The sequence below is a fragment of the Thalassospira sp. CH_XMU1420-2 genome (assembly GCF_037029325.1).
Lineage (GTDB): Bacteria > Pseudomonadota > Alphaproteobacteria > Rhodospirillales > Thalassospiraceae > Thalassospira > Thalassospira povalilytica.
Window position 1 is genome coordinate 246891 of the sequence record NZ_JAYMEG010000003.1, and the last position, 23627, is coordinate 270517.

At 55.5% G+C, this 23627-nt stretch carries 21 protein-coding genes; 15 read left to right on the top strand and 6 right to left on the bottom strand.

The window, feature by feature from the left end:
* Positions 1-151: 151 nt before the first annotated feature.
* Positions 152-1327, top strand: coding sequence for a hypothetical protein (locus WA429_RS10795; RefSeq protein WP_287466037.1), 1176 nt, complete (start codon positions 152-154; stop codon positions 1325-1327).
* 188 nt (positions 1328-1515) lie between these two features.
* Positions 1516-2574: an N-acetyl-gamma-glutamyl-phosphate reductase gene (gene argC, locus WA429_RS10800; RefSeq protein ID WP_287466039.1), complete on the top strand. Its 1059-nt coding sequence runs from the start codon at positions 1516-1518 to the stop codon at positions 2572-2574.
* 74 nt (positions 2575-2648) lie between these two features.
* Here the strand turns inward: argC and WA429_RS10805 are convergent, their stop codons facing one another.
* Positions 2649-4064, bottom strand: coding sequence for an aminotransferase-like domain-containing protein (locus tag WA429_RS10805; protein WP_443082679.1), 1416 nt, complete (start codon positions 4062-4064; stop codon positions 2649-2651).
* Positions 4065-4173: 109 nt separating this feature from the next.
* Here WA429_RS10805 and WA429_RS10810 point away from each other — a divergent pair, with 109 nt between their 5' ends.
* Entirely contained in the window at positions 4174-5058 is an 885-nt protein-coding gene (locus WA429_RS10810) for a DMT family transporter (RefSeq protein ID WP_267893499.1), read from the top strand.
* Positions 5059-5114: 56 nt separating this feature from the next.
* Here the strand turns inward: WA429_RS10810 and WA429_RS10815 are convergent, their stop codons facing one another.
* Positions 5115-5948 (bottom strand): substrate-binding periplasmic protein, encoded by an 834-nt coding sequence (locus WA429_RS10815; RefSeq protein ID WP_287466041.1) that lies wholly within the window; start codon positions 5946-5948, stop codon positions 5115-5117.
* A 203-nt stretch (positions 5949-6151) separates the two neighbouring features.
* Here WA429_RS10815 and WA429_RS10820 point away from each other — a divergent pair, with 203 nt between their 5' ends.
* The 3 genes from WA429_RS10820 (at position 6152) to WA429_RS10830 (ending at position 8766) form a co-directional block, all read left to right on the top strand.
* On the top strand, positions 6152-6679 hold the full coding sequence (locus tag WA429_RS10820; protein WP_068519250.1) for a gamma carbonic anhydrase family protein: 528 nt from the start codon (positions 6152-6154) through the stop codon (positions 6677-6679).
* A 191-nt stretch (positions 6680-6870) separates the two neighbouring features.
* The gene (locus WA429_RS10825; protein WP_287466042.1) at positions 6871-7707 is read left to right on the top strand and encodes a substrate-binding periplasmic protein; all 837 of its coding nucleotides are present in this window, start codon (positions 6871-6873) and stop codon (positions 7705-7707) included.
* Positions 7708-7866: 159 nt separating this feature from the next.
* Positions 7867-8766, top strand: a complete 900-nt coding sequence (locus WA429_RS10830) for a DMT family transporter (RefSeq protein WP_068519252.1) — start codon at positions 7867-7869, stop codon at positions 8764-8766.
* Between the two features lie 10 nt (positions 8767-8776).
* Here WA429_RS10830 and WA429_RS10835 read toward each other — a convergent pair whose 3' ends face one another.
* Positions 8777-8965 (bottom strand): hypothetical protein, encoded by a 189-nt coding sequence (locus WA429_RS10835; RefSeq protein WP_287466044.1) that lies wholly within the window; start codon positions 8963-8965, stop codon positions 8777-8779.
* A 30-nt stretch (positions 8966-8995) separates the two neighbouring features.
* Here WA429_RS10835 and WA429_RS10840 point away from each other — a divergent pair, with 30 nt between their 5' ends.
* The gene (locus WA429_RS10840; RefSeq protein ID WP_287466046.1) at positions 8996-10240 is read left to right on the top strand and encodes a cytochrome-c peroxidase; all 1245 of its coding nucleotides are present in this window, start codon (positions 8996-8998) and stop codon (positions 10238-10240) included.
* On the opposite strand, the gene WA429_RS10845 is transcribed toward WA429_RS10840, so the two are convergent.
* On the bottom strand, positions 10237-11109 hold the full coding sequence (locus WA429_RS10845) for an NAD(P)-dependent oxidoreductase (RefSeq protein WP_287466047.1): 873 nt from the start codon (positions 11107-11109) through the stop codon (positions 10237-10239). The two genes, WA429_RS10840 and WA429_RS10845, sit on opposite strands and share 4 nt — an antisense overlap.
* Positions 11110-11208: 99 nt before the next feature.
* Positions 11209-13011: a PHA/PHB synthase family protein gene (locus tag WA429_RS10850; protein ID WP_287466048.1), complete on the bottom strand. Its 1803-nt coding sequence runs from the start codon at positions 13009-13011 to the stop codon at positions 11209-11211.
* 327 nt (positions 13012-13338) lie between these two features.
* Here WA429_RS10850 and WA429_RS10855 point away from each other — a divergent pair, with 327 nt between their 5' ends.
* The 6 genes from WA429_RS10855 to WA429_RS10880 all read left to right on the top strand — a co-directional run bounded on the left by WA429_RS10855 (position 13339) and on the right by WA429_RS10880 (position 20641).
* Positions 13339-14664 (top strand): OmpA family protein, encoded by a 1326-nt coding sequence (locus WA429_RS10855; protein ID WP_287466049.1) that lies wholly within the window; start codon positions 13339-13341, stop codon positions 14662-14664.
* Between the two features lie 351 nt (positions 14665-15015).
* Positions 15016-16257, top strand: a complete 1242-nt coding sequence (locus tag WA429_RS10860) for an LL-diaminopimelate aminotransferase (protein ID WP_068519256.1) — start codon at positions 15016-15018, stop codon at positions 16255-16257.
* Positions 16258-16379: 122 nt separating this feature from the next.
* Complete coding sequence (locus WA429_RS10865) at positions 16380-17684, top strand: homoserine dehydrogenase (protein WP_101246019.1); 1305 nt, start codon at positions 16380-16382, stop codon at positions 17682-17684.
* Positions 17685-17831: 147 nt separating this feature from the next.
* Positions 17832-18791 carry a class II fructose-bisphosphatase gene (gene glpX, locus WA429_RS10870; RefSeq protein WP_287466050.1) on the top strand — a complete coding sequence of 320 codons (960 nt, stop codon included), beginning with the start codon at positions 17832-17834 and terminating at the stop codon, positions 18789-18791.
* 86 nt (positions 18792-18877) lie between these two features.
* Complete coding sequence (locus WA429_RS10875; protein WP_206927426.1) at positions 18878-19270, top strand: hypothetical protein; 393 nt, start codon at positions 18878-18880, stop codon at positions 19268-19270.
* A gap of 78 nt (positions 19271-19348) precedes the next feature.
* Positions 19349-20641 carry an Hsp70 family protein gene (locus tag WA429_RS10880; protein ID WP_287466052.1) on the top strand — a complete coding sequence of 431 codons (1293 nt, stop codon included), beginning with the start codon at positions 19349-19351 and terminating at the stop codon, positions 20639-20641.
* Here the strand turns inward: WA429_RS10880 and WA429_RS10885 are convergent, their stop codons facing one another.
* Positions 20642-20959 (bottom strand): hypothetical protein, encoded by a 318-nt coding sequence (locus WA429_RS10885; protein ID WP_287466053.1) that lies wholly within the window; start codon positions 20957-20959, stop codon positions 20642-20644.
* Positions 20960-21159: 200 nt separating this feature from the next.
* Between WA429_RS10885 and WA429_RS10890 the strand changes: the two genes are divergently transcribed.
* Both WA429_RS10890 and recJ read left to right on the top strand, forming a co-directional pair.
* Entirely contained in the window at positions 21160-21693 is a 534-nt protein-coding gene (locus tag WA429_RS10890; RefSeq protein ID WP_287466054.1) for a peroxiredoxin, read from the top strand.
* 115 nt (positions 21694-21808) lie between these two features.
* The gene (recJ, locus tag WA429_RS10895; protein WP_287466055.1) at positions 21809-23569 is read left to right on the top strand and encodes a single-stranded-DNA-specific exonuclease RecJ; all 1761 of its coding nucleotides are present in this window, start codon (positions 21809-21811) and stop codon (positions 23567-23569) included.
* Positions 23570-23627 lie beyond the last annotated feature (58 nt).

Sequence of the window (23627 nt, forward strand, 5' to 3'; positions counted from 1 at the left end):
AATCTTAAGACCCTTCCTGCCAGCGACGATCATGTTGCTGGCAGGTGTTTTGCTTTTGTTGTCGGTCCAGAATAGGGCACAGGCCCAGGACCTGGCGCAGGTGTTATACCGGTTTGAAAACCGTGCTTTGACACTTGGCCGGTATGGGTCGGTGGCGACGTTTCAGCAGCGTTTGTTTGCCCAGGCTGCCAATTGTGCGGGAAAGCCTGCCAGCAGCTATGGCAAGGCGGACGGGATTGTCGGGGCAAAGACCCGACAGGCGATCATTGATCTGCAACCATGTCTGAATTCGGCGGTGCGTGCCGCGGTCGGGGCGGAGAGTTACGGGGCGATAACCACCGGGCTTTGGCGGCTGTTGATGCCTTCGCAAATAGCGCCGCCGGACGCGATCGAGCGGGCCAATCACCTGACGTTCGCACTGGAAGGCACGGATTACGACGTCATCCAGTTCAATTTTTGTCAGTCGCCCAATCCGCGCAGCGGCAAGCGGTTTCTTGAAGGGGATCCGTATTGCTTTACCAATGATCCGCGCGCCTATCTGACCTGGGGACCGCGCGGGGCAACTGCCGGGGCAGGCGCGGAAATCCAGCAGATCCTGTTTGCCGCCGAACGGGCCAATCCCGGCTTGTTGCGCAATGTGTTTGGTCCCTTTACCGAGGATATGCACAGACTGGCGCTTGGCAATAATGATGCGGCGTTTGATGTGCTGTGTGCGATCTGGGTCAATGATCGTGAGCGGGCCGATTTTACCCGGCGTTTTGCCGCCTATGGGGCGCGGCCCGAAGTGCAGGCGGCCTATCATCGGGTTTATGATGCGGCCAATGCCGATGGCGGGAAAATAGCGCGATTTTTCAAGTTATATAAATCAATAAAACCGGTGATAAAGCGCGACCCGACCGAGATTGATCTGGCCTTTTTCATCGATCGGGCGACCCATGGATCGGTACCGCCCGGCGACATCAGCAAGCTTGTCGATCAGATGACCAGGTTTGTGACCCGCACGCGCAATTTGCCAAGCCCCGGAAATCTGCGCAAGCAGCTTGCAGCCTGGCTTCCGAGCCATCACAAATATAATGACCGACTGGCCCGTGATGCGATCTTTTTGGTCGATGATCCCGAGGTGGTTGTTTCGGACGCCCATCGACGGATGTGGTTGCAACGATCCGGATTGAAGGCCAGTGACTTTGGCCTTTCCGATCAGCGCTTTGTCACCGATTACCCGGTCGCAGCACCCACCGGGTACGAGAAGATCGAGAAATTCTATACCGTTTTGCCGCAGGATAAACGCGCCTGTCCGTCAACAGTGCGCCGGGCGCGCAAGAAATAGGGCAGGGCCGAGCCCCTCATGTCAAAACCTCCATCTCAAAACCCTCATGTCAAAACTGCATGGGAATATTGCGGTTTCTCAGGGATATTTGTCGCCTAATTGCTTGCATCTGATGGGCTTGTTTGCCAACATCCGCACGTTATCAATACCTGCGCATTTGCAGGCATGGCTTTAGGAGCAAGATTTAAATGAGTGACGTGTCGGTTGACCAGAAGGTCAAAGTCGGAATTCTCGGTGCCAGTGGCTATACCGGGGCAGAGCTGGTTCGCATTCTTGCGCATCACGATGCCGCGGAAATTACCCTGTTGACCGCAGACCGACGCGCCGGCCGTCCGTTCGGGAAAGTTTTCCCGCATCTTGCCCATATCAAATTGCCGACCATGATTTCGATTGCCGAAGCAGACTGGTCGAGTGTGGATATGATTTTCTGTGCATTGCCCCATGGCACGACACAGGAAGTCATTGCCGGTCTTCCGGAACATGTGAAGGTGGTCGATCTTTCGGCTGATTTCCGTCTGTTTGATCCGGCGACCTACAAGGAATGGTATGGCGCGGAACATGCCGCACAGGATTTGCAGAAAGAAGTGGTCTATGGCCTGACCGAACTGCACCGCGACAAGATCAAAAAGGCCCGTGTGGTTGCCAATCCGGGGTGCTATCCGACCCCGGTGCAACTGGCATTGACGCCGCTTCTTGAAGGCAAGATGGTGCATGCTGATGACATCATCATTGATGCCAAATCCGGTGTGACCGGTGCCGGTCGTTCGCCAAAGGAAGGCACGCTTTATGCCGAGGTGACCGAAGGCATTCATGCCTATGGCACCGGCGGACATCGCCATGCCCCGGAAATCGAGCAGGGCCTGGCATGGGCATCGGGTCAGGATGTTGTGGTCAACTTTTCACCGCATCTGATGCCGATGAGCCGCGGTATCCTTGAATCCATCTATGTCAAAATGACCGATGGCACCACGGCCGAAGACATTCAGGCAGCCCTTGAAAAGCGTTATGCCGACGAGCCGTTTGTCCGTGTTCTGCCGTTCGGTGTCACGCCGCAAACCCGCCATGTACGTGGTTCGAACTATGTCCTGATGGGTGTCGTCAAGGACCGTGTGCCAGGCCGTGTGATTATTGTCGCGGTCGAAGACAACCTGGTCAAAGGCGCATCGGGTCAGGCCGTGCAGAACATGAACGTGATGCTCGGTCTTCCGGAAACCATGGGGCTTGAGATCGAACCGCTGTTCCCGTAAGCGACGGCTGGTTAGCGAGCTTTGAAATTGCAAAAGGCGCATCCATTCGGGTGCGCCTTTTTCGCTGTGTAAGGTTACGGGCGCATGGCGCGTTCAAGCACCTTGAATATTTTGGGATGCTGACATTGCGCGACGTTAAAGCGCATCAGATTGCCAGCCGATTGCGAAATGCTGAACACGTTGCCCGGTGCCAGAACCACACCATTGGCAAGGGCATTGCGCGCGGTTTGTGCGGCGTCGATCCCGTCGGGCAAAGCACACCACAGGAATATCCCCGGATCGGGTGTAATTACCGGGCGAATGCCAAGGGATGCCAGTTGTTTTGCGGTACCGGTCATAGCGTGCGACAGCCGGGTGCGCAATCCGTCCATGTGCTTGCGATAGGTACCGTCCTTCAAGACCAGATGGATCAGTTCGGGGGCAAGGTTGCTGCCGGAAAATCCGGTTGCGACCTTAAGATCGATCAGTTGGTCAATCCAGTCACTGCGACTGGCGATATAGCCACAGCGCAGGGATGCCGACAGGGTTTTTGAAAAGCTGCCGATATGAATGACCCGGTCCATGCCGCCAAGGGCGGCCAGGCGCGGGGCGGGTGTGGTCTCGAAATCCGCGAAAATGTCATCTTCGATGATAATCAGGTCATGCTGGTCGGCAATGTTCAAAATCCGATGCGCAGTTTGGGGGGACAGGGACGCGCCGGTCGGATTATGAATGCCGGAATTGGTGATATAAAGGCGCGGTTTATGGTCGGAAACGACACGGGCAAAGGTATCAATATCAGGCCCCGTCGGGGTGAAGGGGACGCTTATGATATTGGCGCGATGGGCACGCAACAGCGCACAGAAATTGAAATAGCACGGATCATCAACCAGAACCGTGTCACCCGGTTCAATCAGAAAGCGGCACAACATGTCGATTGCCTGGGTGCCGGATTCCGTCAGTAAAATCTGATCGGGGTCGGTCACGATGCCATGCCCGGCCAACCGCCGCGACAGCAATTGCCGCAAGGGCGCAAGCCCAAGCGGCGTGCCATATTCAACCAGAACATCGTCAGAAGCGCGTGCAAGGGTGCGCAAGGCGCGCCGGATTGATGTTTCGGGCATCCAGTCCGCGGGCAACCAGCCGCAGCCGGGTTTGAGCATGTCGGGTCTGGCATCAAGCGATTGTCGCGATACCCAAAACGGATCAACCGCCCGGTCAAGTTTGGGGCCGATCCGCGCGATCGAAAGCGGGGCGGTGTGTCCCGAAACGTAAAACCCCGAACCGCGGCGCGATTGAATGGTGCCGTCGGCGACCAGACGGTCATAGGCTTCGACCACGGTTGAATTGGAAACACCCATCTGACGCGCACAGGACCGGATAGAGGGCAACTTGTCCCCGGCAAGAAGATTGCGTGCCGAAATCCGGTCGCGAATGGATGCCATTACCTGTGAAACAAGCGTGCCATCCTGCACGATTTCAGACATGTGTGGCTGGGATTGAACGGTCACTGTATTGCCCTTGTATCCAGTACAGTTTGATAGTTTTGTACTGTATTGTGTCTGGCAAGTGTGACCAAGACAAGACAAAGATGTCGCCATCATTCAGATGGAGGATCTTGTGGCACAGGTAATAGCGCAATCGGTTTCCCGGACGCGTGCGGGCTGGTTCAGTGGCCTGATGGGGGTGGTGATCTTCAGCGGGTCGTTACCGGCAACACGGTTGGCGGTCATGGATTTTGATCCGGTCTTTGTTACGGTTGCACGCGCGGCAATTGCCGGGATTATTGCGGTTTTGATCCTGATGGGTTCAAGACCGGTGCGTCCGATACGATCGCAATGGGTCTCCTTGATGGTGGTTGCCGGGGGCGTGGTTGTCGGTTTTCCGCTTTTGACGGCATTGGCGCTTGAACATATCAGTTCGGCGCGATCGATTGTCTTTATCGGGCTTTTGCCATTGGCGACTGCGATTTTCGGGTTTTTGCGCGGTGGTGAAAGACCACGCGCCGTTTTCTGGCTTTTTTCCATTCTGGGAAGCGGGCTGGTGGCCGGATTTGCCGCAACAGGTAGCGAAGCGGGCGCGGTTTCGGGCGATCTATACATGCTGGGGGCAATTATCGTTTGCGGGCTTGGCTATGCCGAAGGTGGCAAGCTGTCACGACAGCTTGGTGGCTGGCAGGTTATTTGCTGGGCGCTGGTGATTTCGGTGGTGCCAATGGCGATTTTGTGCGCGGTGACGTTACCCGAACAGATGGGCGTGATTGGAATGCCTGCCTGGCTTGGGCTTGGCTATGTGTCGCTGTTTAGCATGCTGATCGGGTTTTTCTTCTGGTATCGCGGTCTGGCTTTGGGCGGGATTGCGACGGTCGGGCAATTACAGCTTTTGCAGCCCTTTATGGGCTTGATATTGGCCGCACTGATTTTGGCCGAACCGGTCAGCCCGGCGATGATCGGGGTGACGGTTGCGGTTGTTTTGTGTGTAGCGGGTGCGCGACGGTTTGCCTGACGGAAACGGATCGCAATGTCAGGGCAGGACGCCGCATTCCGGTTGCGGACCGGGGCCTACTGATTGGGTTGGGCGCTGTCTGATTGGGCCGATTGCGGGGTGTCTTCGGGGCTTTTGTCTGGCCAATAGAGTTTGTGCAAACTGGCGACAAAGCCTTCATCAAGCAGGTCCTGCATGATCTCGGCGATTTGATCGGCGCGTGACATCAGCGGGGATTTGCGCGAAACCGCCAAATGGATGTCATTGTTATGGCCTGATCGAAATGGTGCCTTGATGATGGTTTCTTCAAGATGGTTGCGGCGGATTTCAAAGTCGGCGTTGGAGTCCGAACCAACAATTGCATCAAGCCGGTTGGCGGTCAGCATGCGCAGCAAGATGGTTTCGCTGCCGGCTTCGAATTTGTCGAGGGACGTGTCGCTGTCAAACGGTTCGAAATAGCGCGAATCAACAACCGCGCCGACCGTCAGATTGCGAAGGTCGTTATATTCCTCGATCAGGACCGGGTTTTCGCGATTGATGTAAAAGACCGGGGTGACCTGACTATAGGGCGGCTTGATATAGTGGGCGAATTGCGCGCGTTCTTCGGTATAGGCAAAGCTTGTCAGAACGTCGATATCCCCGTCTTCAAGATTTTTAAGACAACGCGGCCAGGGGCAGGGATGCAGATCGAGCTGCAAGCCAAGCCGGTTGGCAATCGCAGCCAGAAGGGCAACGTCAATGCCATGACGTGAACCGTCTTCATCTTCGATCACGAAGGGTTCCCAAACCGAAAATGCCGCAATCAGCAAGCCGCTGTCTGTATGCTGGAATTGCCGTTCATGGGCGTGCGCCACGCCCGATGATAATGCCCCGCCAACCAAAAGCCCAAGGCACAGCACAGCCACAAACATGCCACGCGCCAAAGGCGGTGCGGCAGGCCGGGCTATTTTTGAGCGGGCGATTGATGCGATCATGAGCAAGATTTGTTACGACGGGGTTTCCTTCTATCCATGTTAGAATTTAAACTCTCAAATCAAGTGATGCTGTACCGGAAGTATCCTGCTTGCGGTTGGTTCGAGAGATGTGAACACCAGTTACGAAAGGTCATGTGACCATGCGTTTGTCCTATCGCGGGGTAAAGCCCACCATTGATGAAACAGCCTTTATTGCCCCGAATGCGACCATCATCGGTGATGTCGAAATCGGTGCAGAGACAGGCATCTGGTTTGGCTGTGTCATTCGCGGGGATGTTCACGAAATCCGTATCGGATCGCGCACCAATATTCAGGATCTGACCATGGTGCATGTCGCCAAGGGCAAGTTCGGGACCTATATCGGGGATGACGTGACCATCGGACATGCGGCGATTATTCATGCCTGCACGCTTGAAGATCGAAGCTTTGTCGGGATGGGGGCGACCGTGATGGATGGTTGCGTGATCGAGCAGGGCGGCATGCTGGGGGCCAATGCATTGCTCGCACCCGGTAAACGTATTCCGGCAGGCGAACTTTGGGCCGGTGTGCCTGCGCGCAAGGTGCGCGATCTGACACAGGAAGAAATCGAATTCTTCAAGGTGTCTGCCGATCGCTATGCCGATCTGGCTCAGGAATATGTCAAATCCATCCCCGAAGACCTGAAATAGGGTACGGGAATTTTCAGCAATATCTGCCCGCATATGTCTGTTTGGATATATCTGGGGGTTTCTGCGTAGTCCGGGTGAAGACGCTTGGACTGCGCAATATTTTTTTGCATCATGACCTTCAAGTGCGAAAAAGGGGAAGCGTTCGCAATAATCAAAAATGAAGGCATGTCCGATAACAAAACAAACGGGACATGCTGCGACGTGAAGAGGCGTGGGAAGATATGGCGGTTCGCCATTTGATGCCTGGCATCGCGATGTTGCTTGTGTCCTTGTTGGGCGGCATGCAGGCAAGTGTCGCGGAACCAATTACGGAATGTTCGCGGCCATTGGTGATCCGGGCATCGGAAACCTATAGCCCGTTCAGCATGAAAGATGTGAACGGCATGGCAACGGGCATTGATAACCAGTTCATTACCCGGATCTTACGTGAAACGGGATGCGATGTCCGGTTTGTCTTCATGCCCTGGAAACGGTCGCTTTATGCCATTGAGCATGGCGATATCGATATTCTGCCATCGGCGTCCTTTACCGCGGAGCGGGCAGAATATGGATTGTTTTCCGTGCCATACCGCAATGATGTCATCGGATTTACCGTTCGCAAAGGCGATGCAAGACGTATTCAGATTGAAGGTCTTGATGATATTGCCCGCCAAAACCTAGTGATTGGGCATGTGCGCGGGGCCTATCGCGGCGAAGATTTCAAAGCTTTCAGTGCGAAGGTGGAAAATGCCCCGTTTATCATGGATGTATCGATGGCCCCGCATGGCATGCAGCTTTTGATGGCGCGCCGGGTTGATCTGTTGCTTGGCATTCCGGCGGCCTATGTTGCGCAGGCAGACGAGCTTGGATTTGCCGGTGGTGTTGAAGAGCATCCGTTTATCCTGGCCAAGGAGCCGGTGCGTTTGATGTTCTCGGCCAAGACCATTGCCCCGGAACTTGCGCAAAAACTGTCAGAAGCGATCGAGCACGAAATCACCACCGACGGATATCAGCGCCTGTTTGGAAATCAAAGTGTTAGCACCAATTAGTTGATTTCGACCGACAGGTTTGTGATGCCCGCAAATGCGCGGGTGGATTGATCTGTATTGCGAAGGAGCCGGACTTGGTTTAGCAAGTCAGGACATTCGGATTTAACAGACAACCTGCCGCGCGCCACCACGCCCGGGCACAGGAAATGGACCGGGAATATGACACGTTGGCAGGCAAATGCCGTTATTGTTTTCGTTGCCCTGATCTGGGGCACGACCTTTGTTGTTCAGCACACCAGCATGGAAAATATCGGCCCGCAATATTTTACGGGCGTGCGTTTTTTGCTGGGGACACTGGCCGTTTTACCCTTTGCCCTGCGCGAGTTGCGCAAACTTGACCGCGCGGGCCGTCGGCTTGATCGGGTTGATATCCTTGGCATGATTGCCACGGGGATTTCGATGTATCTTGCCAGCATCTTCCAGCAGATCGGCATCATGGGCACCACGGTTACCAATGCAGCCTTCCTGACGGCATTTTATGTGCCCGCAGTACCGGTTCTGGCCTATGTGGTGTTTCGCAATCGACCGCACTGGTCGGTCTGGCCGGGCGGGGCGATGTGTGTTTATGGCACCTACCTTTTAAGTGGCGGGGATCTTTCGGGGCTTGGTACCGGTGATTTCTGGGTGATGGGCAGTGCGCTTTTCTGGGCGGTCCAGGTGGTGATGATCGGGGTGATGGTAACGCGCACCAATGCGCCGGCACTTGTTGCCGCGACCCAGTTCTTTATCACCGGCATTCTTGGCATGGCGATGGGGGCGGTAACCGAAACCTTCAGCTTTGCCGATATCTATAATGCCGGGTTTGAAATCCTGTATGCCGGGATCATGTCAGCCGGGATTGCCTTTACCCTTCAGGCCGTGGCCCAGAATTATACCGAGGCATCGGATGCAGCGATCATCATGAGTGCCGAGGCGGTCTTTGCGGCAATTGCCGGGGCATGGTTCCTTGGTGAACGTTTGGCACCGGCGGAATATGCCGGTTGTGGTGTGATTCTGGCGGCGATTATCGGGGTTCAGTTGTTGCCAATGATGCGCCGCCGCCCGTCTGTGGCGATCTGACCGATCCGTCTCACACCGGATTGATGCCAAATATCATCAATGGCGGCTCGGTTAACGGGCCGCCATTGACTTTTATCAAGGCAGGGTTCAAGTCTGTAGGCGTAAATGCGTTGCGTTCGCGATCATGCGGGCGGCCGTCATATACATTCATTTCCGTGATCAGATCAAAGTGCCTGCCATGCGTCACCACAACCGCCATTCGTTTCGTTTTGCATTGATCGTTTCTGCGATGAGTGTGGGTATCATTGTGCCGGTGTTGCAGGTGGCCGAGGCCCGGGCCGAGACCCCTGATGCGTTTTTGCATCGTCTGGCAGCACAGGGAAATATGCAGTCCGCATCCGGTGTCGGGGCGACAGAAATTGCGAATGCACCAAATTCCCCATTTGCTGACAAGGCGGAACTTGGCGAGGCGCTTTATTTCGACCCCAATCTTTCGGCCAATCGCACGCAGGCCTGTGCGAGCTGTCATGAGCCGTCCGCCGGGTTCAAGGATCCGCGCATTGACGTGGCAAATGGTGCCTTTTCACTGGGCGATGATGGCAAAAGCCTTGGCGATCGCAATGCGCCGATGGCGGCCTATGCGAAATTTTCCCCGACATTCCATGTACGTGATGACGGTGTCGCGGTGGGGGGGCAATTCTGGGACGGGCGTGCTGCGGACCTTGCCGAACAGGCGGGTGGGCCGCCGCTTAATCCCATTGAAATGGGCATGCCTGACAAGGCCAGTGTCGTTGCGCGCCTGATGGAGGATGAGGATTATGTCGCGGGCTTCAAGGCATTGTTTGGCGATGATGTCTGGTCAGACAGCGAGACGGCCTATGGCGCGATGACACAGGCGATTGCCGCCTTTGAACAGGGGGACGAATTCGCCCCGTTCGAATCCAAATATGACCGGTTCCTGCGCGGCGAATATAAAATGACCCCGCAGGAAGAGCTGGGTAGGGTTTTGTTCTTTTCGCAGCAATTTACCAATTGCAATACCTGCCACATGCTGAAAACCAGCCCGACGGCAGAAGGCGAAACCTTCACCAATTACGAGTTCCACAATATCGGTGTGCCGCGCAATGTCGCGACCCGCAAGGCCAATGCCAAGGATGTCAGCTTTACCGATAACGGGCTTTTGGATAATCCGGCGATTGATGACCCGGCCTATCGCGGCAAATACAAAACCCCGTCGCTGCGCAATGTCGCAGTGACGGGGCCTTATATGCATAATGGCGTGTTTGCCGATCTGGAAACCGTGGTGCGGTTCTATAACAAATATAACAGCAAGGCCAAAGCCAACCAGACCAACCCGGAAACCGGTCAGCCTTGGGGCGATGCCGAAGTGCCCGACACCATTTCGCTTAAGGAGCTGGAGCAGGGCGATGCCCTTGACAGCAAGCGGATCAAGGCCATCGTTGCCTTCCTTAAAACGCTGACCGATGCGCGTTATGAACCCTTGCTGACCGAGCAGGCCAAAGCCGCGAATTAGGATTTAAGCGTTTTGATCACAGCACTTTGGGCAAGGTCGCCAAGGCCATCCTTTGTAGCGGTTTCAAATATATTTGCCGCAGCCTGTCCGACCGGAACGGTCATGCCGAATTCCCTGGCCATGGTCAGGGCATAGGATGCGTCCTTGGCGCGAAGGGCGGTGGTGAAATGGATGCCTTCGTTATGATTGCCACTGATCATGCCGGGCATGGTCATCAGCCCGGATGCACTGGCATTGGCACCGATTGAAAATGTTTCGGCAACGGTTGCACCATCAAGCCCGGCTTTGCGGGCAACAGCCACAAGCTCGGCCGCGGCAGCGATATGAACTGCACCCAAAAGATTGTGCATCAGCTTATAAACCGTGCCCGATCCGACCGGACCGAAATGCACGGTGCGTTTTCCGGTATCGTCAAGGATCGGTTGGATACGGTTAAGGTCAGATGCCTCGGCCCCGATCAGAAAGATCGTGTTGCCCGCTTCGATATCAGAAGGAACGCCGGTAACCGGCGCATCGATATAGGTATGCCCGGCAGCCGAAACGGCCTTGGCCAGATCAAGCACAAAGGCATGTGAAAGGGTGGAACATTCAATGGCGACCGTCCCGGCATTCATGGCCGCAAGCGCGCCATTTTCACCAAGCCAGACGGCCCGTGCAGCATTGTCATCGGCCATGAACGAGATGACGGTATCCACACCATATGCTGCCTTGGCCGGCGTGGCACAGGCAACCGCCCCAAGCGCAACAAGCGGGTCAAGCTTGTCCGGGCTGCGGTTCCAGACCTGTATCCGGTAACCTTTTGAAAGCAGGAGTTTGATCATCGCCGATGCCATGCGCCCGGCCCCCAGAAAGCCGATTGTCTTGGTCATGGTGTTTCCCCGTCAAATGATTGATGTTTATCGTTATGGAATAAAAAACGCGGTCTAGCATTGCACAGACCGCGTTTTCAACAAAGTGCGATCTGCCGGTCAGGACAGGGTGACTTTCACATATTCACCGGGTGCCGGACCAAGCACCTTGAGCTTGCCATCACCTTCCTTGCGGGCGGGAACCTTGCCGCCTGAACGGCGGCTGATCCAGTTTTGCCAGTCGGTCCACCAGGAACCTTCATGCTGGGTGGCCTTTGCCATCCAGTCATCGGGATTGGCGGGGGTGCGGTTATAGGTCCAGTAGCAATATTTCTTGGCCGCCGGCGGGTTGACCACCCCTGCAATATGGCCCGATGCCGACAAGACGAATTTGACCTGACCGGACATAAGCTGTGTCCCGGCATAGGTTGCCTGCCACGGTGCGATATGGTCTTCGCGGGTCGACAGGAAATAGACCGGGATTTTGATATCGCGCAGGTCAATCGGTTCGCCAAGGATCGAAATACCGCCCGGTTCACGCAACAGGTTCTTGTTATACATGTTGCGCAGATAGAAGCTGTGCATTGCCTTGGGCATACGGGTGGAATCGGAATTCCAGTACAGAAGATCGAACGGGAAGGGATCCTTGCCCAGCATGTAGTTTGACACCACAAACGACCAGATCAGGTCATTGGCGCGCAGCATGTTGAACGACATCGACATGTCCCGGCCATCGAGATAGCCCTCCTTGGACATGTTGCGTTCAAGGCTTTCAATCTGTTCATCATCGACAAAGACCGAAAGTTCGCCCGGCTTTTCAAAATCGGTCAGGGTGGTAAAGAAGGTCGCCGATTTGATCCGTTCATCCCCGACCTTGGCCATATAGGCAAGGGTGGAGCTTAAAAGCGTCCCGCCAAGGCAATAGCCGATCGCGTTGATTTCGTTTTCGCCAGTGGCCTGTTCGATCATATCAAGGGCGGCAAGGATGCCTTCCTTGGCGTAATCTTCGAACGATTTTTCGGCCAGTTTGCTGTCGGGATTGACCCAGGACAGGACAAAGACCGTGTGCCCCTGATCGACAGCCCATTTGATAAAGGAATTTTCAGGACGCAGATCAAGAATATAGTATTTGTTGATCCATGGCGGCACGATCATCAGGGGGCGCTTGGCGACCTGATCGGTGCTGGGTTTATATTGCAGCAACTCCATCAAGGGGGTTCTGCCGATGACCGATCCCTCGGTGGTGGCGACATTTTCGCCGATCTTGAAGGCATCCAGATCGGTCATGCGGATCTGCAATTTGCCCTTGCCGCGTTCAAGGTCGCTTAAAAGGTTCTGCAATCCCTTAATCAGGTTTTCCCCGCCGGTTTCAATCGTGGTGCGCAGGACTTCGGGATTGGTCATCAGGAAGTTGGTCGGCGAAATCGCATCGACGAACTGCCGTGTATAGAATTCGACCTTCTGGGCGGTTTTTTCATCAAGCCCGTCCACTTCATGGACAAGGTTCTGCATCCATTGCGATGACAGCAAATAGGACTGCTTGATGAAATCAAACAGTTCATTGTTTTCCCATGCCTCGTCGCGGAAGCGCCGGTCGCCCTTTTGCGGGGTGACGACGGGCTCGGAGTCTTCGCCAAGCATGCGCAAGGTGGTGTTGTGCCAAAGGGTATAATATTGCTGCCAGAGTTCCATCTGGGCTTCGACCAGCTTGGCCGGGTTTTGCATCATCTGGGTGGTCAGTTCGGCGAATGCAGAACCGATATTCAGCGGGTCGGGGTCGGAAATTTCCGGGTCTTCTGCCTGTTTTGCAAGGAAGTCAGACACAAGTCGTTGACTTCTTTCGGCAATTTCTGCCATTGCTGCAGACAGCTTTTCGGGATCCGGGTGCGTGATTTCGGTTTCGATGGCCTGTTGATCGCTCATGGGGCATTCCCTTATGATACCGCCGCAGTTACCTTGTGACTTCAAAACGTTTTTGGGTTCTTTGCAATATCGCAAGACTTTTGACGTTTTATGTGTTCGGTATCTGAATGGCGCTCCGGGTTGAAACTCTGCTTGATCCCAAGCTTATCATGGTCTTAGCCTAGCGCGTCGCCAAGGGGTAGTACAAGAATTATAAGGTGACGTTTCTGCGGATATTTTCACGCAAAGGTCATCCAACTGAATTTGGAGCAGCGAAAACAAATGGGCGTTCTGAAATCGACGACAGGGCAGTGGTCGTGGCAGGAAACTGCAAGGGGGAAGCTGCGGATGGTTCTGCAGACCGGCTCTGCGCTGGCGGTTGTGCTGGCATTGGGCGCCTGTTCTTCTGTTCCTGACGCAATCAACCCGATCGAATGGGGGAAATCGGTCGGTGACATGTTTGACGGCGACGACGAAACCGCCGGTGCCAAATCCGAAGAACCGATTCCGGGCGAGGACGGGGAATACCCGAATCTTTCCGATACGCCGAGCAAGCCGATCGTTACCGGTGATGCCGAACGCGATGCGCTGATCGCGGGGCTTGCAGCTGATCGTGCCAATGCCCAATACACCCAGTCCGGCCGTCGTCAAAGCAGCCCGCCGGTCAATGCGCTTCAGTCCGCACCGCAGGTGCCGGTCGCACAGCCGGTCATTGAACCGGCACCGACCACCCCGGTTGCTGCAAGCGAAATGGCCGCACCAAGCGCGCCTGCGACAACGCGGGCTGTGACGTCGGCGCCAACGGGCTCTTCGATTGCCGATCAATGGAATGCCAAATCCCCGGTTTCCGGTCCGGTACCAACCCCGGAAGCCGCACCTGAACGTCCGGCGGTGGTTGCCGGTGCCGCGGCGGGCGGTGCTGCGGGCATGACCGCGGAAGAAGCCCGCGCACAGCAACTTGCGGCCTTTGAAGCAGCCCAGGCCAATCAGGGCGGTGGTGCTGAAACATCTTCGGCATCCGCGTCCGCACCAGCATCACAGGCCTCATCTGGCGATCCGGTGATGGATCAGTATCAGCGTCGTCTGGCCGAAGGGCAGGGCGTGTTCGCCAACGAACCGGCTGCTGTGGTCGATTCCGGGCAGGGCTTTGACTATTCGCTTTATGCCGATGACGGATCGGTTGTGGTTGATGAAAGCCAGTTTGGTGGCAGCCAGGCGGGATATGGCGAATCCGGTTCGGTTGATATGACCGTGACCAACGGGGCGCTTGCGGCCCGGCTTGGTGTTGGTTCTGTCGATCAGTTGCCGCCGGCCATCAATGGCATGCAGATCGCCCAGATCCAGTTTGGCCACGGTTCGACCAATCTGGGCGGATCGGATTATTCGGTTCTGCAACAGGTTGCCAATACCTGGCAGCAGACCGGTGGTGTGCTGCGCGTGATCGGCCATGCGTCGATGCGGACCGGCAATATGTCGCTTGAACATCATCTGGCGGTTAACCGCCGCGTTTCCGAAGGTCGCGCCGCAGCCGTGGTTTCGCGTCTGCTGTCGCTTGGCGTATCGCGCGAGGCAATCTTTGTCGGGGCGGACGGATCGGCTGATCCGCGTTACTACGAAGGTGTTCCGGCGGGCGAAGCCGGCAACCGCCGTGTTGAAATCTATCTCGATTACTGATCACGTGTCCCGGAACAACCGGGTGATCGTTTAATCAGACAGCGCGAAGGGAGCAATCCTTTCGCGCTGTTGTCGTTTCAAGACGGTTTCGCGCCCGGTTACCATCCATCCGCAAATAATCCTGATTTCCGGGAAAATCACCGAATTTGCGCCGCGGGCTTGCCGCAAATGCGAATTAACCATGGATCGTGCGCAATAATTCGTTGAGTCTGATTTCCATAAAAGGTACATCCTTCGAATTGTACGCCGCTCAGGGCCATTTTTTATGGCCTAAACGCAATTTTCGTGAATTCGAGGATGTGCTTTTCGCATAAAATTCGAAATTCGGCAATTTGATGAGGATATAGGATAATGTCCCAAGACTTCCACCGCATAAAACGTCTCCCGCCATATGTATTCGCAGAAGTAAATGCGATGAAAGCGGCGGCGCGGCGAGCGGGCGAGGACATTATCGATTTCGGCATGGGCAATCCGGACCCGGCCACCCCGCAGCATATTGTCGATAAACTGGTCGAAACGGTCCAGAACCCGCGCACCCATGGTTATTCGATGTCGCGCGGCATTCCGGGCCTGCGCAAGGCGCTGGCAGCCTATTACGATCGCCGGTTCGGTGTGGATATCGATCCGGAAACCGAAACGGTTGTGACCCTTGGTTCCAAGGAAGGTCTGGCCAACCTGGCCGCAGCGATCACCAGTCCGGGTGATATCTTCCTGGTGCCCAACCCGTCCTATCCGATCCATGCATTCGGTTTCATCATTGCCGGTGCGGCCCTGCGTCATATTCCGATCGGTCACGATGATCAGGGCACGTTCAGCACCGAAAGTTTCATGGAGCAGCTGCATCGCGCGGTCAAACACTCGGTCCCGAAACCAAGTGCGGTGGTCCTGAACTTCCCGGCCAACCCGACCGCACTTGTGGTTGATCTGGCATTTTATCAGGAAGTGGTCGATTTCTGCCGCAAGCATGAAATCTATGTGCTGTCTGATATTGCCTATTCCGAGATTTATTTTGATGGCAATCCGCCGCCCTCGATCCTTCAGTGCAAGGGGGCAAAGGACATTGCTGTCGAATTCTATTCGCTGTCGAAAACCTATTCGATGGCGGGCTGGCGTATCGGGTTTGCCACCGGCAACAAAAAGCTGATCAACGCGCTGACCCGGATCAAGTCATATCTTGATTATGGCGCCTTTACCCCGGTTCAGGTCGCGGCAACCGCGGCCCTTAACGGCCCGCAGGATTGTGTCGAGGAATTCCGCAACCTGTATCGTGAACGCCGCGACATCTTTATCGAAGGGGCGGCAAGTGCGGGCTGGAATATTCCGTCTCCGGCGGCAACCATGTTTGCTTGGGCCCCGATCCCGGACGCATTTGCCGAACTGGGATCGCTTGATTTTTCCAAGCTTCTTTTGCAGGAAGCAGGGGTGGCTGTGGCGCCGGGTCTTGGCTTTGGCGAATATGGTGATCGCCATGTTCGAATTGCGCTGGTGGAAAACAAACACCGCATCCGGCAGGCCAACCGGAACATCAAACAGTTCTTTGCCAAATGTCCGGATGCAAAATCTGCACGTGAACTGTTGAAGAAATCTTTCTGATATCCGATAAAGCATTCTGTGTTTCGCCCGGGACATGTCCCGGGCGTTGCTTTATCAGGACGCGTTGACCGTATGCGGTCATCTGCGCGCTTGCGCAAACAACCACGTGCTAAGGAGTTATCGTGAAAGACGTCGTCAAAATCGGTGTGGCAGGCCTGGGTACGGTCGGTGCCGGAACCGTTAAACTGCTGAGTGAACATCGCGACATTCTGGCTGACCGTTCGGGCACCCAGATCGTCGTCACAGCGGTATCGGCGCGTGATCGAACTCGTGATCGTGGTTTTTCGACCGAAGGTCTGACCTGGTACGACGACGCCCGTGATCTTGCTGCTGACAATGAAATCGACATTCTGGTCGAACTGATCGGCGGATCGGACGGCATTGCCTATGATGTCTGCAAGGCAGCCCTTGAAAATGGCAAGCATGTGGTGACTGCCAACAAGGCGCTGATCGCGCTTAAGGGTGTTGAATTGGCCCAGATTGCTGACGCCAATAATGTTACCATCGCCTATGAGGCCGCTGTTGCCGGTGGTATCCCGGTGATCAAGGCATTGCGCGAAGGTCTGGCCGGCAATGCGATTTCGCGTGTCACCGGTATTTTGAACGGCACGTGCAACTATATCCTGACCACCATGCGTGAACAGGGCCGCGACTTTGCCGACGTTCTGGCCGAGGCACAGAAACTTGGCTACGCCGAAGCAGACCCGACCTTTGACGTTGACGGTATTGATGCCGCGCACAAGCTGGCAATCCTTGCCAGCCTGGCATTCGGGGTCGAGGTCGATTTTGATGCGGTTGCTGTTGAAGGTATCCGCAGCGTTTCCGCCCTTGATATCCAGTTGGCCGAGGAACTTGGCTATCGCATCAAGCTGCTGGGCATTGCCAAACAGACGCCCGAAGGCATCGAACAGCGCGTTTCCCCGGTCATGGTGGATCGCGCAACCCAGATTTCCAAGGTTGAAGGCGTGTTTAACGCGGTTGCCCTTGAAGGGGACTATGTCGGTCCGGTGGTTCTTCAGGGCCGTGGTGCCGGTGAACGGCCGACCGCGTCGGCCGTGGTTGCCGATATCGTCGATATTGCTGCCGGGCGCAGCGCGCCGGTATTTGGCGTGCCGGCCGAACGACTTAAGAAAAATGTTCGTGCATCGCTCGAAAAGCATACCGGTGCCTATTACCTGCGTCTGATGGTGTGGGATCGCCCGGGTGTCATGGCCGAAGTAACCGCAACCCTTGCCAAGCATGGGGTGTCGATGGCCTCGATGATCCAACATGGTCGGGCCGAAACCGAAGGCGGTGTTGTGCCTGTAGTGATTGTCGCCCATGAAACCACCGAAGCTGCAATGTCGGGAGCGGTGAATGATATCGCCGCATTCGAAAGCAACTCGCAGCCGCCGGTATTGATGCGGATCGAAAGCTTCGCATCTTAACGGGAATATCACGATATACGCGCCTCGCACCTGTCATGATGCGGGGCGCTGTTGTAAAGTTTCGACGCAAAATCAACAAAATCAAAAAATAGAAGACAACAACGAGACAGGGCCCCCAGACCCTGCACACTAGACAAGGAAGACAAAATGGATCGAAATCTCGCGCTTGAAACGGTTCGCGTGACCGAGGCGGCTGCACTTGCGTGCTCCGGCCTTATGGGGCGTGGCGATGAAAAGGCAGCCGACCAGGCGGCTGTCGACGCGATGCGCAATGCGCTGAACAGCATGGATATCAAGGGTACGGTCGTGATCGGCGAAGGCGAACGCGACGAAGCACCGATGTTGTTCATCGGTGAAGAAGTCGGGTCGGGCAATGGTCCGGAAATCGACATTGCGCTTGATCCGCTTGAAGGCACCACCATCTGTGCGACCGGTGGTCCTAACTCTTTGGCGGTTGTTGCGATGGCCGAAAAGGGCGGCTTCCTGAATGCGCCCGATACCTATATGGACAAGATCGCGGTTGGCGGCGGACTTCCCGATGATGTGGTTGATCTTGACGCAACCCCGCTTGAGAACCTGAAAAGCCTTGCTTCTGCCAAGGGCTGTGATGTTGCCGATCTGGTTGTCTGCATTCTGGATCGTCCGCGCCACCAGGAAATCATTGCCAAAACCCGCGAAGCAGGTGCACGCATCATGCTGATCGGTGATGGGGATGTTGCCGGTGTGATTGCGACTTCGCAGAAAACCTCGGGCATTGATCTTTACATGGGGACAGGCGGCGCACCGGAAGGCGTTCTTGCCGCAGCAGCCCTTCGTTGCATTGGTGGCCAGTTCCAGGGGCGTCTTGTTTTCCGTAATGATGACGAAGTTGCCCGTGCCAAGAAATGGGGCATCGAAGATCTTAGCCGCAAATACAAACTGACCGAACTTGCCAAGGGCAATGTCATGTTTGCGGCAACCGGTGTCACCGATGGTGCGATGCTGCGCGGTGTGCGTCGTTTCGCCAATGGTGCGGAAACCGAAAGCATCGTGATGCGTTCGCAGTCGGGTACCGTGCGCTATGTCCGTGCCGTGCACGATTTCAGCCGGAAAATCTGGTACAAGTAAGTTGTGCAACCAAAGGTTTATGTTGCGCATATATATTCTATGTTTAAAGTCCCCGCTCAGTCGGGGACTTTTTCTTTGGTGCTGACATGATTACGAAGATTGCAATATATCTCGGGATGTCCGCATTGCATGCGGCTAGATTCCTGCCCAGCGTCATTATTTTTGCGCATTATTCTTGGGGACTGGCCGGTGCAGATGTGCCAACAGGCGTCATGTTGGGGATTTCCTATGTAGTGATAGCTTTGATAGCTATCTCTGTTCTGGACTTTTGGCTGTTTGCAATAAGTACCGTACTCTTTGTCGCCGCAGATTTGGCTTTGATGTGGGTGCTCGCCATGCTTGTTACCAAGGTGCTGTTTCAGTTTTCTTGGTCCCTGTATTTTTTCAACAGTTTTGCCTACTGGATGCTGCTGTATGGCCTTGGGCTGGGAATAATGCTGACGATGCGTAAATTCTTAGGGTTATCAAAGGCGATGTGAGTTTGCTGCTTGTATACCTGTCTGCGTTGCGCTAAACCCTGCGGCCCAATTCATTGACCAAGCGCCGGAGCCTGCCTGATGTCTGAAATTATCGCCCTTGATTTCGGTACGACCAATTCTGTTCTTGCGGTCGCAGACAGCGCAGGCAACGTGCAATCAGCCAAGTTTGACGTCGGTGCCAACAGCTTTGATACATACCGCACCATCCTTTATTTCTGGGAAGAGCAGGAACTTACCGCGCCGGGTGCACCGACCCATACCAAAAGCTGTTCCGGCCCGTTTGCAATTGCCGAATATCTTAAGGAAAGCCATGATTGCCGACTGATCCAGTCGATGAAATCCTATCTGGCGACCAAGGATTTTGAAGGTACGGACATTTTCGGGACGACCTATTCGATCGAAGATCTGATCGGAACGTTTCTTACGCAAATTCATCATTTCGCGCAGCACAGCCTTGGCTGGCTGGGGCATCGGGTGATTTCCGGACGTCCGGTTGCCTTTGCAGGCAACAATCCCGACAACGACTTTGCCGAAATGCGCCTGCGCGGTGCCTATGAGCAGGCCGGGTTTGATGTTGAGGCGATGGTGTATGAACCGCTTGCTGCATCCTATTATTACGGGCGCGAACTTGATAAACCCGAAACCGTTCTGGTGGCTGACTTTGGTGGTGGTACCAGTGACTTTTCGCTGATCCGCTTTACGCCGGGTCTTGGTATTCGCGGTGTACAGCCGCTTGCCCATACCGGTCTTGGCATTGCGGGTGACCGGTTTGACTATCGCATCATTCAAAAGGCCGTCTGGCCGCGCCTGGGCTTTGGCTCGGAATATAAATCTATGGGGGCGACCCTGCCGATCCCGCGGCAATATTACACGGCCTTTTCGCGCTGGCATGAACTTGCCATGATGAACCAGCCCAAAACGATCAATGAAATCAAAAGCCTGATCCGCTCGGCAACCCGGCCTGACGATATCGCAGATCTGGTCGCCATCATCGAAGATGAAATGGGCTTCCATCTTTATCAGACGGTGTCCAAGGCCAAGGCGGAACTCTCGGACAGTGACAGCACGATCCTGCAATTCTCCCACGGCGGGGTCGAGATCGAAGAAAAGCTGACCCGTGCCGATTTCGAAACCGCTATCGCACCCGATCTTGCCGAGATCGAACTGGCGGCCAAAGCCTGCCTTGAACAGTCCGGTATTGATGCAAAAGACGTCTCAAAGGTCTTTATGACCGGCGGTACATCCTATGTCCCGGCAGTTCGCAAAATCTTTGAAGACGGCTTTGGCAAGGACCGCATTGAAATCGGCCAGCCGTTCCTGTCGGTTGCGCACGGTCTTGCGCTGATTGCGGCGGATGAGGGGATTGTCTGATCAGCAGGCGAAATCCCCGCCACACATGACGTCAAGCAGCACGATCGCGCTTACCAGAAGCCCGATGGCAAGGCCGCTTAGGGCATAAAGCCAGATGCCAAGTGGGTGGCGCCGGAAAATCCATGGCAAAATGCCACCGACAAGGCACAGCACCGGAAAGGCCAGAACGCTGTAAAACAGCAGTTCGGTAAGAAGATTGTTCTCAGACCCGGGGGCGTCAAACATCATTGGTGAAAACATCACCAATGGCATCGACATGACGGCACCAAGCACGGACAGGATGGTCAATCCGATCCGCAGACCTTTTTTGTGGGGCATTGCTCGTATCCATTTTTTTTCGCTGTTGTCACAGTCTGCACAACTTTGAGTTGTCTGCAAGTGATCGTCGATCTGTGAACTTTTCCACGATGTGCAAACGCGCCTTCTTTTCGGTTTGGGAAATCGCACCTATCTTGAATCCATAAATGCCCGAACCGCAATGGAACAACGGGCGTGATGGTGTTCAGGGAGGAACGCACATGAATACCGAAAGTGATGCACATGTGATTGAACGGCTGACGGGGCAGATCCTGCCGGCTTTGCCGATGTCTGCGACCAATGACCAGATGGTCGATCTTTCAAGTCTTTCCGGGCGGACTGTTGTTTATGCCTATCCCCGCACGGCCGAACCGGGCGTGCCGTCACCGGATGGCTGGGATGAAATTCCCGGTGCCAAGGGCTGCACGCCGCAATCCTGTTCGTTCCGCGATCATGCGATCGAGTTGCGCGCGGTCGGTGTTGAAAATCTTTACGGGCTTTCGAGCCAGACAACGGACTATCAAAAAGAGGCTGCCGAACGGCTTCACCTGCCATTTGCACTGTTGTCCGATGCCGATCACCGGTTCAAGGAAGCCATGGCCATGCCCGATTTCGAAGCAGGCGGCATGCGGCTTTTCAAGCGCCTGACCATGGTGATTGATGATGGCAAGATCACCAGGGTTTTCTATCCGGTCGATGATCCGGCCGCCGATGCCGAAAACGTCCTGAAATGGTGCGGTGAAAACCCGCGCTGATGAAATCCGGTGCCCGGGAACGAAGTTTTCAGATCGGCAAATTATCCGGTTTAAGCTGGCCCGAGATTGCGCTATTTCATAGGGCATGACAGAGCACGCAAAAGAAACGACATTCATGGGCATCGAGCGATCCGTCACCGGAAAATGGTGGCGTGAGCGCGCAACGGATGAACGCCTGGCAACCACGATTTCGCAGCGCTTCGGGGTGCCGGAAATCGTGGGCCGGGTCATGGCAAATCGTGGCATCGGACTTGACGATGCCGAAAGTTTTCTGTCCCCGACATTGCGCGACCTGATGCCAGATCCATCGTCATTGCAAGACATGGACATGGCGGCATCACGCATCGCCGATGCCATCGAAAAGCGCGAGCAGATGGCGGTATTTGGTGATTATGACGTTGATGGTGCAACCAGTACCGCGCTTTTGAAACGTTTCTTCCGGGCGCTTGGCGCAGATGTGCCGGTGCATATTCCCGACCGCATGACCGAAGGATACGGCCCCAACGCCCCGGCATTGCTGGAACTGCAGCGCAAGGGTGCGAACCTTATCCTGACGGTCGATTGCGGGGTGACGGCCTATGGCCCGTTACAAGAGGCAAGGGACGCCGGGATCGAGGTCATTGTGGTTGACCATCACGCTGCCGAACCGGAATTGCCGCCCGCCGTCGCGGTGGTCAATCCGAACCGGCTTGATGATGAAAGCGGGCTTGGTCATTTGTGTGCAGCCGGTGTGGCGTTCCTGTTATGTGTGGCGATCCTGCGCGAATTGCGCAGTCGCGGCTGGCTTGAAAAGGCAGGGGTTCGGGCACCCGATTTGCGCAACTGGCTTGATCTGGTTGCGCTGGGAACCGTCTGTGATGTCGTGCCGTTGCGCGGGTTGAACCGGGCCTTTGTGACCCAGGGGCTCAAGGTCATGAAACATCGGTCCAATATCGGCATGACGTCACTTGCCGACATTGCCGGGGTCAATGAAACGCCCAGTGCCTATCATCTTGGTTATGTCCTGGGGCCGCGTGTGAATGCGGGCGGGCGTGTGGGCGAAAGTTTCCTTGGTACGACCTTGTTGTCGGGGGACAACCCGGCACAGGCGCAGGATATCGCGCGCAAGCTTGATGAATATAACCGTGAACGCAAGGCGATCGAGGATATTGTCCTTGATCAGGCAATCAGCGCGGTGGAAGGCCGGTCAAAAGTCGGGTCCATGGTGCTGGTGGGCGGCGAGGACTGGCATCCCGGCGTGATCGGGATCGTGGCCAGCCGTCTCAAGGATCGCTATCACGTGCCATCGCTGGTCATGGGACTGGTGGATGGTGTGTATAAGGGGTCGGGCCGATCTGTGCGCGGTATTGATCTTGGTGCGGCGATCATTGCTGCACGTCAGGCCGGGCTTCTGATCAACGGGGGCGGTCATGGCATGGCGGCGGGCTTTACGCTTGATCCGGAAAAGCAGGACGCGTTTGAAGCCTTCCTTGAAGAACGGTTCGCGAAAATCATCGAAGAAAACGATATTCGTCCCACCATCACGGTGGACGGGGCCCTGCATGCCCACGGGGCGACGATTGAACTGATTGATGCGCTTGAAAAGCTTGGTCCATTTGGTGCGGGCAATGCCGAGCCCCGATTTGCCTTTGTCGATTGTCGTGCGGTAAAGGCCGATGTGGTTGGCGCCGATCATGTGCGCTGTATTCTGGCCGGTGCCAATGGCAAGGGACGGCTTAAGGCGATTGCGTTCAGATGCCTTGATAATGACATGGGCCAGACATTGATCAAGCATGGCGGTCGGCCGTTGCATGTTCTGGGGCATCTGCGCCGCGATACATGGCAGGGCCGTGACGGCGTTCAGCTGATCATTGATGACGTGTCTTTGCTGGTCTGAAATCTTTCCGAGTTCGGGCGAAAACATCCGCAACGCGAAATCACCGGCGCGATGCCGG